Here is a 13,190-nt window from a genome sequence, read left to right on the forward strand (position 1 = left end):
ATGACCTTGGAATGCCCCTTTAATGTCTTTTTTTCATCTTTGTGTTAATTTAGCGGGAAGGTAGCACCTCTCTATGAAAAATGATGAATAACTGGTGAGCAGAGAGCTGATGATACCAAATAAATACAACGCCCCTTTTTCTAATCATCCTATTGAACAAAAGATGTCAACATAGTGAAAGCGATGTCAAGCTTTTGATATCGCTTTCAAAACGTGTGGGTATTAATATTAATTCATGTAAACACACAAAAAAATGGGGGGCACGGACAAGATGAAGAAGGCGCTTTCGATTATTTGTTTATTAGCATTAGGTACAAGCTTGCTAGCTGGATGCGGTAATAACGGAAATAACAACACAGCAGCAAATAAAAATGCCACAGAGACAACTCAGAACACCACGAATCAGCATGAAACGGTTGACCCGAATGCAAAGTATGATCCTCAGCTAAACATTTCAATTGATTTTCAAATTAGTGATGCCATTGCTAAAGATTTCAGTGAAGCAGATTGGCCTAATAACTTATGGAATCAAACTTATCGTGACAAGTATGGTATTAATCTTAATGCTTCCTGGTTCTGTAAAGGAAATGACCTATGCAGCCAGAAGAAAAGCGTTGCGATTGCGTCCGCTAATATTCCAGATATCATGACTGTTAACATAGCTCAATTGGCTGTTCTTTCGAAGACCAATATGATCCGGACTGATCTTAAAGATGTATATGACAAATACGCTTCCGAATTAACAAAGAGTGTAGTTGCTGAAGCAGGAGAAGCTCCATGGGACTCGGCTACATTTGGCGGTAAAGTATTGGCTATCCCGCAAGTAGATTCTTCCATCGATACAGCTTCCTTCCTGTGGATTCGTCAGGATTGGCTTGATAAGCTCGGGCTGAAAGTTCCAACGACTATGGATGAATTGTATACGGTGATGAAAGCGTTTAAAGAACAGGATCCAGATGGAAACGGTAAAGCTGACACCTATGGCTTGATGCTGAACAAAGACTTCTTGAGCCCAGGACTTGCAGAGGCACTTGGTATATTCAATGGATTCCATGCTTCCCCTGATATTTGGGTAAGAGATAGTTCTGGTAAACTCGCCTTCGGCAGCGTGCAGCCGGAAATGAAAGATGCTCTTACCTACTTGAACAGGATGTATAAAGATGGACTGATCGAGACCGACTTCGGAGCAAAGGATTCGGCTAAAGCATCTGAGCTTGCGGCAAGCGGCAAAGTCGGAATTGAATACGGGGCAATGTGGAACGGTATGTATCCGCTTCAACAAACGAAAGACAACTTCAAGGATTCGAATTGGATGGCCTTTGCACTTGCTTCCAATGATGATCAGCCTGCTAGACCTCAAATCAAGCTGAACGTGCGCGGTTATTATGTGGTTAAAAAAGATTTCGATCATCCGGAAGCCCTCATCAAAATGCTGAATCTCTTTACCGAAGCGAATCGTGGTCCGGACAAAGAAATGTATGACAAATTCTTTGGTCCTAATGGTCCTGGCCAGCACCCGACGGCATTCCAGGAATGGGCAGCTAAGAAAAATTTAACCGCACATTTGAATGTGACAGAAGCACTCAAATCCGGAGATACTTCTAAACTGAACAGTGAAGAACAAGGCTACTACGATAACATCAAGAAATACCAAGCCGGCGATAATACACAAGCCCAGTTTGAAAAGGTATTTGGCGAAACGGGCTCGTTCAGCACTATGAACGAATATGAACAGAAGAATCTGTTCCAGCTTGACCAGTTCTACGGTGCTCCAACCGATACCATGAAAAGCCGAATGGACACCATCAAGAAAACGGAAATTGAATATTTCACTAAAGTAATCATGGGTGCAGATTCGATCGATAACTTTGACAAATTTGTTTCGAATTTGAATGGCATGGGTCTTACTCAAATTACGAAAGAAGTAAATGAATGGGATGCTGCAAAGAAATAAGAGATCCATGTAGCGGGAGGGAGCAATCGCTCCTTCCCCTTCTTTCTCAACACAGACAGGAGTGGATAGTGTGGAAGCATTAAAAAGAAAAAAACGCGGTGTATCACAAACCGCTTTTCATATCATGCTGTTGCCTGCCGTCATTATCGTGATCATCTATAGTTATGGACCAATTGTAGGACTTGCTATTGCCTTTCAAGATTTTCTTCCTGCTAATGGTTGGTTTGGCTCCAAATGGATCGGTTTTGGGAATTTTGAATATTTGTGGCATATGCCAGGCGTCCTGCAAGTTCTTAAAAACACGTTTTTGATCGCGATTATGAAATTGATCGTCGGGATGGTTTTCCCGATATTGATGGCATTGTTATTAAATGAAGTGAAGTCGATGGTATTTAAGAGATCCGTGCAAACGATCGTTTACCTTCCTTATTTTCTTTCCTGGGTTATTTTATCCGGCATATTAATCGATATATTGTCGCCATCCGGCGGTATCATTAATGTCATGCTCGGCCATCTACACATAAAGCCCATTTATTTTCTTGGCAATGAACATTGGTTTCGGTTTATCTTGATCGCATCGCATATTTGGAAAGAAGTTGGCTTTGATACGATTGTTTATTTGGCAGCCATTTTAAGTATTGATAAATCGCTTTATGAAGCGGCATCGCTTGACGGGGCTGGTCATTTGAAAAAAGTATGGCATGTGACCCTTCCAGGCATGCGCCCGATTATCGTTTTGCTGAGCGTRCTTGCTCTTGGCAATATTCTTAACGCAGGGTTTGATCAGATTTTCAATTTGTATAGTCCACAGGTTTATAGCAGTTCGGATATTCTGGATACCTTTGTGTATCGGATGGGTATGGAGCAGATGCAGTACGGTGTAGCGACGGCAGTAGGGCTCTTTAAATCGGTTGTATCCTTGATTCTTATATCAGTCTCTTACTTCATGGCGTACAAAATTGCAGATTATCGAATTTTCTAGAGGAGGCTGACAGTAGTGATTGAAAGACGATCATTCGGGCGAGTATCCTTTCTCGCGCTTAACTATATCGTTCTTGCCGTATTTGCATTAACCTGTTTATTTCCAATCTTGCATATGCTCGCGATGTCGTTCAGCTCCAATTCGGCTGTTACGGCCGGCTGGGTTACCATCTGGCCTCGTGGGTTTAACTTAAGTTCCTATCAGTATATATTGGATAATCCTGCATTCAAATCAGCATTCCTAGTTTCGGTGGAGCGAGTGGTCCTTGGCGTGGCGATAAATATGCTCCTGACCATACTTGCGGCTTATCCTTTGTCCAAATCAAACAACCGCTTTCGTTATCGTACCGCTTATTCTTGGTTCTTTGTCGTCACGATGATCTTTAACGGCGGTCTGATTCCTACATTTATGATGGTAAAACAAACGGGCTTGATGGATTCGATCTGGGCGCTTATTATTCCATCGGCCGTCAACGTATTTAATATCATCCTCATGTTGAACTTTTTCCGGACGCTTCCACATGAGTTGGATGAGTCGGCTATGATCGACGGCGCTGGAAACTGGAGAACGTTATGGAGTATTTATTTGCCTATATCGAAGCCATCTATTGCAACAATCCTGCTATTCTCTGTCATTATGCATTGGAACTCGTGGTTTGATGGTCTTATTTATATGAATTCACCAAGCCATTATCCATTGCAAACCTACCTGCAAACGGTAATCGTATCGCATTCACTGGATAATATGAGTACAAGCGATTTGTCTGTCCTAAATTCCATTTCAGATCGGACGGTAATGTCTGCGCAGCTATTTATCTCCATACTGCCGATTCTTTGTATTTACCCGTTCCTTCAGCGATATTTCGTACAAGGATTAACACTTGGAAGTGTGAAAGGATAATAGGGCATGAACTATAAGAGTATAAAAAAACAATTTGATCAGCCGGGAATGGAATATCGTACCGTTCCGTTCTGGTCATGGAATGACGATCTGAAGCAAGATGAGCTTGATCGTCAAGTGAAGGGCTTTAAGGAACAAGGGATGGGCGGTTTCATGATGCATGTGAGGGAAGGGCTGGAAACCCCTTATCTGCAAGCCGAGTTCATGGAGCGCATCAAGGAAACCGTTGAGACTGCGAAACAAGAAGGGGTATTTGCCTGGCTATATGACGAAGACCGTTATTCTTCTGGCATGGGCGGCGGACTGGTGCCTAAGCTTGGCGGGGATGATGTTCGTGCTAAAGCCCTTACGATCGAAGTGACAACTGCGGCAACAGTGGATGCAAAGGTTCTGGCGGTTTATGAAGCGTCTATTTATAACGATTTGATTCAAAGCTTCAGGTTGTTGGAAAAGGGAACGATTAATGGAGGAATTCAGGCGAAAGACGGATGTGTCTATCTTGTATTTCGTCGTGAAATTGCCCCAGCTAATGAATGGTGCCACGGTGATACGTATACAGATAATCTGAATCCCCGTTCTGCAGAATTATTTATTCAGTCAACTTATGAAGCCTACAAGAAAGCGGTAGGTGAAGAATTCGGCAAGACTGTGCCAGGTATATTTACGGACGAACCAAGCATTCGTGGATTTGCTGAAGTTAATCATACCGATCGGGCTTGGATGTCTTGGACGGATACCTTCCCCGCCTATTACAAAGAAAAAAACGGATATGAGATTTGGGATGTATTGCCTTACTTTTTCTTTAAAGGCGATGGGGCAGAAAAAGCGAGATTCGACTATTGGAAGACGATTACCGAATTGTTCTGCGAAGCGTATACGAAACAAATTGGGGAATGGTGCAGCGCAAATGGCTTGCAGTTTACCGGTCACTTCCATTCGGAAAGCAGCATGCTGGGTTCCATTCAGACAACGGGTGCGGTAATGCCACACTATCGTTATCTGGATATCCCCGGTATCGATACATTGTGTGAGCAGACGGATGAGAGTTTAACGATCAAGCAGGCAGCAAGCGTCGCCAGACAATACGGGAAGAAACGTGTCATCACTGAGACCTATGGGGTAACGGGATGGGAATTTACGTTTGAAGGACGCAGGTGGCTTGGTGATTGGCAGTTTGTCCTTGGCGTTAACTTCCTAACGCATCATCTTGCCCTTTATTCGTTGAAAGGCTGCCGTAAAAGGGATTATCCGCCTTCCTTCAATTACAATACGAACTGGTGGGAGCATAACCACGTGCTGGAGGACTACTATGCACGGCTAGGGGCTGTACTTAGTGAAGGTGAGGCTGTTCGTGACGTACTCGTGCTCCACCCCGTTACTAGTGCATGGACAATGCTTGGTGTTGACGTGAAGGGTGAATGGGCAAATCAAGCTGGCAGAATAACAGAGGTTCAAGATTATGATGCCTCTTTCAGCCAATTTATTGATTTGTTATTAGCCTCTCATTACGACTACGACTTAGGTGATGAACTGATCTTAGAGGAATGTGGCAGTGCAGAGAAAGGGAAATTGAATGTTAATTTGGTGTCTTACTCTGTCGTTGTTATGCCTGCTATGAAAAATTTGCTCCGCTCTACGTTTGACTTGCTTCAAGCATTCTTGAGAACCGGCGGAAAAGTGATTGCATTCGGAGAATTGCCCACTTTTATTAATGGCCTGCCTTCTGGGGATGTAAAGCTGCTTGAGGAGCTGGAAGGATTTATTCAAGTGGAAGATCAGGGTGATGTTCCGACTGTACTGGAGCAAATTTTTCCTCGTGAGGTAAGCATTAAGAACAGTCATAGACGTGAAGCGGAAACGTTCCTCTATATGCTGAGAGAATTAGAAGATAGTCGGACTTTGTTTGTCGTAAACAAGGATCGGAATGGTGCTTACGACGTTGAGCTCGAGCTCAGCGGCTGCGGGAATGTCGAAGAATGGGATGTTCTAAACGGTACCGTTAAGCCAGTAAACGCTTGTTATAGAGATGGGAAAATGAAGTTCCGTGCTGCGTTTGGTCATGCGGATTCGAAGCTCTATATACTTCGCAAGACTGCGGAAGAAGGCATTTTCGTAGAACCGGAAATGGATTATTCGAACAGCAAACAATTTGTAACAGCATTAGGTCCTGCTGCTCGTTTTTCGAGAACAGCGCCAAATGTTCTAACACTTGATAGATGCCGCTACCGGATATCTGATGATGACTGGTCCGAGGTGATGGATGTATGGATGGCCCAGCGTGATATTCGAGCGAAGCTTAAGATGAGACAGGTATATGCTAATGGCGGGTTACAACGGCATTTGTGGATCCATGAAGCTCATGAATGCGATGGAACGCCTGTATCGCTTGAATTTGTCTTCGATGTTATTGACGTTCCTGATTCAGAGGTGCGGATTGGCATTGAAGAGGCTGAGCGTTTCAATGTGATTCTGAACGGAGCTGCTGTACCAAGCGAGTCAACGGGTTGGTATCTCGACCGCAGTATCGGAACGATTCCGCTGCCTAGACTAGCTGTTGGTCGAAATAGTCTAATCTTAAACTGCACATATTCGCATGATATGGAGATCGAGGATTCTTTTCTCCTTGGTGATTTCGCTGTTATGTCAGACCGCACCATAAGCAAGGAGATGGATAAGCTCCGTTTCGGCGACTGGGGGCTTCAAGGATATCTTCATTATTGCGGCAGCATCGTCTATCACTTGGAGTATGACTATGTACCAGAAGAAGCTGAAGGTGCAATCATTCTGGAATTAGGGGACTACAAGGCAGTTACCGTCGATATTAAGGTGAATGGTAAACATGCTGGACATATTCCTTGGTCAGCTGCGAAGAAATTGGATATCAGCGGACTACTCCTGAATGGTGTAAATCATATCGATATTGAAGTCGCGGGAAGCCCTCGCAATGTGTTGGGGCCGCTGCATCAAGCAGGTACCCATTACACTTGGAAAGAATGGTGGGATTATCGTCGCACTGGAGACGAATATACACCGGACTATATAACCGTTCCCTATGGATTGATGAGTCAAATTCATATCTACAAACGAGCGGCATTATAAAGCAGCTTCATTACCGGGTTTTGCGCTAAAGCGCCCGGTTCTTTCTTTTTCATTCTGATTTGAATACCGCTCACTTGGAAGTGTAAGCTAGGAATTGATACGTTATTAGTGTCAAATTGTCTTCACTCCCAGATGGGAGCGGGGGAAATTGGGAGTGAACCTCGTATTCATGCGACTCATAAAAATGCGACCTAGAAGCACATCGATATATACCAAAATGATTATTGCATTCATCATAGCGACGCTGCCAATCTATCTATTGGCTGCCTTTCTCTATAATTGGAGTACAACGATTATAAAGAAAGACATTACGGATTCAGCCCAGATTCAATCGACCAATTATATGAAGGACTTAGATGATGAGATAAAAAGATTAGCGATGATGCAGAATCAACTATTCAATAACGATTTTCTTGAGGAACTGGTTAACACAGCTGATACTGTGCGCGGTTACCGGAAAATTGAATTAATTCTAAACATTAGGGCGCAGCTGCTTACGGTGAAAAACAGCAATGACGATATTAGCGATGTTCGCATTTATCTGCCGAAGATGAAGGCAGAAATCTCTGCTGTAACGGGATACGGCGAATTAAACCCGGATATGATCACACCGGATAAATTAGCCTCAAACTATCAACTGCGTGCAAATAATGGTCTGCTGCTTATGGATGCGTATCCCGAATATAGGGTGGTAAATGGGATGCCTGATCTGATTGTTGAAATAGAATTAGCCCCTGACGTATTGAAAAAAACGATGGTAAGCTCCATACAGCGCGATTACACGGGAGCGATTCAACTGCGGCTTAATGGTGAGCCGCTGTTCGATGAGACAATCAATGAAGGACAAAAGGATTGGTTCAAGATGGGCAGCGAAAACAAAACGGGTGAGGTTACCCTTCACGGACAAAAATTTTTGCTCATTCATGCCAAATCAACTGAATTTGATATCATGCTGGATCATTACATCCGTAAGGACCTCATATTTGAGAAAGTAAACCAAATTGTCAAATGGACAGCTGTTTTCTTCATTCTTACTGTACTTGTCATTGCACTATACCTGATCTATATCAATCGAACGATTAGAAGACCGCTAGTAAAGATTGTCCGCGCGTTTCGGCACCTGGAAGAAGGGAACTTCGAAATGAACATCCAGCATGACAAAAACGATGAATTTCAGTATATCTATGGACGGTTTAATGAAATGCTTGAGAATCTTAAATCGTTGATTGAGCAAGTGTACAAACAGGAAATTTTACTCAAGAGTGCGGAGCTCAAGCAATTACAATCGCAGATCAATCCGCATTTTCTATATAACTGTCTATTTAGCGTGATCAGAATGATTAAATTAGAACGGACAGAACAGTCTGTTCACTTTATGGAGCATTTGGCACATTATTTTCAATTCATTACCCGGAATGCTAAGGATACGGTAAGAATCGAAGATGAAATTGCCCATGCGCGTAATTATTCTGTGCTTCAGCTAGCTCGGTTCTCGGATCGTATTTCCGTAGAGTTCAGTGATGTGCCTGACGATATTCGAGGCGTTGAGGTGCCGAGGCTTATTTTGCAGCCGCTTGTGGAAAATGCGTTCCTGCACGGGTTGGAAGACAAGCTGGAGGATGGGGTACTTAGAGTAAGTGTAACGTCTTGGAATGACCGAATCGTTATCGACGTGGAAGATAACGGAGATAACGGAGAGCTTGAAGTTGCGAAAATGAATCGGTTATTAGAAGAGTCGGATGAAGGACCGGAAGTGACAGCGATCTTGAATGTTCACCGGCGATTGAAGTTTAAATATGGCGAGACAAGTGGATTAGCGGTATCGCGCAGCGAGCTTGGGGGCGTTAAAGTAAGCATGACTATTCAGCGGGAGGCGAGCTTAGATGAACCGAATGCTCATCGTGGATGACGAGAAGCTGATTCTTGAAGGGTTAGTTCAGTTATTTACACAAGAAAGCACTGGGGATTTGGCTGTTTATCAGGCATCCTCGGCTATAGAGGCTTTATCGGTTCTCGCACGGAAAAAGATAGACATCTTGCTGACGGATATTCGTATGCCAACGATGACAGGGCTTCAGCTCGCTGAGGAGGTAAGAGAACGCTGGCCGGATTGCCGGATTATCTTCCTAACGGGTTATCATGACTTTGACTATATTTATGAAGCAGTGAAGAGAGGTTCAGTCCGATATGTACTGAAAAGTGAAGGCGACGCCAGAATCTTTGAGGTTGTTCAAGATACCATCCAGGAGCTCGAAGAAAGCTTACGCGTTGAGTCGCTGCTTCAGCAAGCGGTTCAACTACAGAAGCGGCAAAGCTCGCATTACCGATCGTTATTCCTATCGGATTTGGCAGAGGGTCTGTTGAATGAAGAAGAATTTGAGCATAGTTCCTTTACAGATTTGGATATTCCACTTGAAAAGGAAATGCCCGTATATTTTGCCGCTGCTCGATTGGATGAAGGCTCCAAAAGGTTGAAAGGGACCGAGAAGGATTACATGTTCGCTGCACTAGACACGCTCTGTCAGCGTTATCTTCACCCTTCTGTCAAGATTACTGGCTATTCGGATTCGCATTGTTATTACTATCTTTTCATACAGCCTAAAGATGATTCCTTGCTTTCCCGTGAGATGATACATGCCTTTCTTATAGGCTCCTTTGAAACCATTCAACGTTCTGCGGAAGTGACCTTGCAGCTTCCTGTATCGTTCGCTCTCATGAATCAGTCGATGGGATGGATGGAGACGTCCAGGGCCATTCAAGTGATCAAATTACTCTTCTATCCTTATCAAGGCGAAGAACGAATTATTCTAACGGAGAAAAGCATGGCTTCTGTCAATCCTTCTGATGAGAACAGTAATTATCAGGAGCTTGCAACGCTGCAGCAGCAAGCGAACAAAATAGAGCTGTATTTGGAGAGCGGTCAAAAAGAAGCTTTGTTACAGCTCATTGAAATGCTGCGGGCGGGCCTGCGTCCCTTTATTATGGAGGATCACAAGGTTTTGGCTGCCTACAGCTCTTATTCCCTTCGTTTCTTGATAGGTTTGAATAAATTTGAGCTTTCGGATAAGCCGCAGATCCAGCCGCTATTGAACATGCTGATGAATCCGATCATTCACCGTACATGGGAGCAAGCGGTTGATATTTTGAAGGAGCTTTCTCTATTATTCTTTGAATTCCAGCGCTCTCAGACGAGCATGGTCAAAAATGATGTGATTGGAAAATTGAAAACCTATATTCATCAAAATCTTTCGGGTGATTTGTCTTTAACCAATTTATCTGAACAGGTGTATTTGAACCCGGAGTATATGTCCCGGTTGTTCAAACAAGCCGAAGGCGTGACTTTATCCGATTACATTACGGCTCTTAAATTGGATAAAGCGAAGGAGCAGCTGAGTCTCCCCAATTTGTACGTTCAAGATATAGCCAGTAACCTGGGCTTTTCTACGGCCGGATATTTTACGCGATTTTTCAAAAAAGAGACCGGATTGACGCCGCAGGAGTTTCGGTCTAAATCATAGCGGACCATTATACGAATGCATTAATATTCATAAAGGGGAGCGTGTTTCTTATTAAACCGCATAATCTTCATTTGCAAAATTATTACTCATCGCTTGGTATCGATACTTGTAAACCATCCTTTTCCTGGCAGCTTGAGGGGGATGGTAGGGCAGAACAGCAAACACATTATCGTATCGTTGTTGCGCAACGTGAAGAAGCGCTTGAATTGTCGGAAGAGGCAGTGTGGGACACTGGTAAAGTAGAGTCTGCCAATCAACTTGGCATTGCCTATGAGGGGAACCAGTTAACAAGTATTACGGGGTACTTCTGGAAGGTTGCCGTATGGGACCAAGATGGTCAGGTTTCATGGAGTGAGGCGCAATTCTTTTATACAGGATACCTGCATGGGGAGTGCTGGAGAGCAGCTTGGATCGGTACCGGTAAAAACAAACCTTTTTATGCACGCAGCGAATTCAAAATAGACAAGCCCGTAAAGCGGGCGTTTGCCCTTGTTTCGGGCTTGGGTCATTTTAAGCTTTACATGAATGGAAGTAAGATCGGTAATCACGAAATGGACCCTGGATGGACAAATTATCGGGAGTCTATCCAATATGTAGGCTTCGAGTGTACGGATCAGATTCGTGATGGCTTGAATGCGATTGGATTGTCTATCGGGAACGGTTTCTACTCAGGTGATCCGGGAGGCCGGCATTTCTATACGATGGATAAAGGCTATGAGCCATATGGAACCGAGCTTATGGTGATTGGCGAATTGCATATTGAATACGAGGACGGTACGAAAGCCCATATTTGTACCAGCGATGAAGGTTGGACAGTTAGGGATAGCGCGACCACCTTGGCGAATGTATATGGCTCTGAGAATTTTGACGCGAGACTGTATCCAGCAGGCTGGAATGACCTTGGTTTTAATGATTCCGGCTGGGAGCATGCAGTTTGTCTGATCCCTCCTACAGGATCGCTGCGATATCAGAATCAACCTCCAATTGTCGTGAAGCATATTTATGATACCGTATTGATCGAAGAACCTCGTGAACAAGTCTATGTCTTCGATCTCGGTCAGAACATGTCGGGAATGTTTGAAATTTACGTGAGCGGCCCTGCGGGGAGTAAGGTAACGATAAAACCGGGTGAATTGCGTAAGGAAGACGATACAGTCGCAACTCCTTGGGATATCGTTACTTATTCGGAATATACGCTTGCAGGTACAGGTGAAGTAGAAGTCTGGAAACCGGACTTCTCTTGCTATGGAGCTAGATGGGTACAGATTGAAGGCTGCACCAGAGATATTGCCGACAGGAGCAAGCCATTCATTCATGATGTAAAGGGGCATTTCGTCACCTCCGCATCGATGGATGCTGGTGAATTAGAGACGGATGATCCGCGGATTACGAAGCTGGCGCAAATTATCCTTAAAGCCATAGAAAGCAACCTTCAAAGCGTCCACTCCGATTGCCCAACCATTGAAAAATTAGGTTGGATTGAGACTGCGCATTTAATGGGGCCTTCCATTATGTATGTGAAGCATGTGGATGAGCTTTGGCTGAAGATTACTCGTGACATGATCGAGGCACAGACGGAGGAAGGCCTTATTCCAGATATTGCCCCGGAATATTCCAAATTCGAAGGTCCATTCAGGGATTCAATCGCTTGGGGGAGCTCGATAGTTATCGTACCGGAGCTTTTACTGCAGACCTATGGAAACCGGACGGCTATTATAGAAGCTTATCCTTCAATGAAGCGGTACATGGGTTATTTGAAAACAAAAGAAACGCAGGATGGACTTATTGGTCATGGACTAGGGGACTGGGGGATTGCTCCTCAAACAGGTGGCGATTACATTGAAAACGTTGAAACAGCGATCTACTTCTATGATTATGAGCTGATGGCAAAGTATGCGGAGATGCTTGGGTACCCAGAGGATGCGGCGCATTATAGCTCCGAGGCTGAACGGATTAAATCTAACTATAACCGATTACTGCTAAAGTCTATTAACGGTGAGCAGTATTTTGCCTATTTTAAGCAGGATGGAACCCATGATCCGGTTAATCAAGTCATACAAGCAATACCTTTGTTCTTTGATCTTGTGCCGGAGCAGCATCATCAGGATATCGAGGCTGCCTTATTACAGGCCGCTTCTTCTAATCAACTGCTGTCTGGTGAAATCGGCCTGCGGTATTTATTTGGCGCCTTGGCGGGTATGAAACGAAATGACATTGTCTATCAAATGATGATGCAGCCTGAGCATCCGAGCTATATCCGATTTGTCGAGAAGGGCGAAACGGCACTGCCTGAATTTTGGACAGACGATGCTCGTTCCCGCAATCATGACATGATGGGCCATATTCTGGAATGGTTATATAAAGATCTGCTTGGCATTTCTTCAAGAAAAGATGCTTATAAAGAAATTAATATCGCACCATTGTATTCAACCTCAGTCCGGCAAATAAAAGGCAGATATAAATCGGTAAGAGGTTTGATCGAGGTTGAATTCTCGCATAACAGCAACGGCTCACAGTTGAACGTACTTATACCGCCGAATACAACGGCATTCGTAAAGGTTCCGCTTAACTCCTCGAATGAGGAACTATTCGAAAATGGACAGAGACTGGATTATAAGCTTGTCATTGAGGAAGGAATAAATTATGCCTTAGTGTCGATTCAATCCGGGAAATATTTATTTAATACAACGGGCAATCGTTAATCTTATTTAACTAATAAGTAGGGACAACTGAGAGA

At 43.9% G+C, this 13,190-nt stretch carries 7 protein-coding genes; all 7 read left to right on the forward strand.

From position 1 onward, the window contains the following. Nucleotides 1-271 precede the first annotated feature (271 nt). The 7 genes from AB4Y93_RS15455 (at nucleotide 272) to AB4Y93_RS15485 (ending at nucleotide 13,155) form a co-directional block, all read left to right on the forward strand. Nucleotides 272-1,954, forward strand: a complete 1,683-nt coding sequence (locus AB4Y93_RS15455) for an extracellular solute-binding protein (RefSeq protein ID WP_441893407.1) — start codon at nucleotides 272-274, stop codon at nucleotides 1,952-1,954. Between the two features lie 124 nt (nucleotides 1,955-2,078). Beyond that, nucleotides 2,079-2,936, forward strand: a complete 858-nt coding sequence (locus AB4Y93_RS15460) for an ABC transporter permease (protein WP_441893929.1) — start codon at nucleotides 2,079-2,081, stop codon at nucleotides 2,934-2,936. A 15-nt stretch (nucleotides 2,937-2,951) separates the two neighbouring features. Continuing rightward, nucleotides 2,952-3,836: a carbohydrate ABC transporter permease gene (locus AB4Y93_RS15465; RefSeq protein ID WP_441893409.1), complete on the forward strand. Its 885-nt coding sequence runs from the start codon at nucleotides 2,952-2,954 to the stop codon at nucleotides 3,834-3,836. Between the two features lie 6 nt (nucleotides 3,837-3,842). Then, nucleotides 3,843-6,935, forward strand: a complete 3,093-nt coding sequence (locus AB4Y93_RS15470; protein ID WP_441893411.1) for a glycosyl hydrolase — start codon at nucleotides 3,843-3,845, stop codon at nucleotides 6,933-6,935. A gap of 169 nt (nucleotides 6,936-7,104) precedes the next feature. Then, nucleotides 7,105-8,844 carry a sensor histidine kinase gene (locus tag AB4Y93_RS15475; protein WP_441893413.1) on the forward strand — a complete coding sequence of 580 codons (1,740 nt, stop codon included), beginning with the start codon at nucleotides 7,105-7,107 and terminating at the stop codon, nucleotides 8,842-8,844. Continuing rightward, nucleotides 8,819-10,453 carry a response regulator transcription factor gene (locus AB4Y93_RS15480; RefSeq protein WP_441893415.1) on the forward strand — a complete coding sequence of 545 codons (1,635 nt, stop codon included), beginning with the start codon at nucleotides 8,819-8,821 and terminating at the stop codon, nucleotides 10,451-10,453. The genes AB4Y93_RS15475 and AB4Y93_RS15480 overlap by 26 nt, the downstream gene beginning before the upstream one ends. Nucleotides 10,454-10,494: 41 nt before the next feature. Continuing rightward, nucleotides 10,495-13,155 (forward strand): family 78 glycoside hydrolase catalytic domain, encoded by a 2,661-nt coding sequence (locus AB4Y93_RS15485; RefSeq protein ID WP_441893417.1) that lies wholly within the window; start codon nucleotides 10,495-10,497, stop codon nucleotides 13,153-13,155. Nucleotides 13,156-13,190: the final 35 nt, after the last annotated feature.

The sequence above is a fragment of the Paenibacillus sp. YAF4_2 genome, from assembly GCF_052113225.1.
Taxonomy (GTDB): Bacteria; Bacillota; Bacilli; order Paenibacillales; family Paenibacillaceae; genus Pristimantibacillus.

What these genes read in the sequence shown, in the direction of transcription:
- AB4Y93_RS15455 (WP_441893407.1), top strand. Translation starts at nt 272, where the DNA reads ATGAAGAAGGCGCTTTCGATTATTTGTTTATTAGCATTAGGTACAAGC.
- AB4Y93_RS15470 (WP_441893411.1), top strand. Translation starts at nt 3,843, where the DNA reads ATGAACTATAAGAGTATAAAAAAACAATTTGATCAGCCGGGAATGGAA.
- AB4Y93_RS15475 (WP_441893413.1), top strand. Translation starts at nt 7,105, where the DNA reads ATGCGACTCATAAAAATGCGACCTAGAAGCACATCGATATATACCAAA.
- AB4Y93_RS15480 (WP_441893415.1), top strand. Translation starts at nt 8,819, where the DNA reads ATGAACCGAATGCTCATCGTGGATGACGAGAAGCTGATTCTTGAAGGG.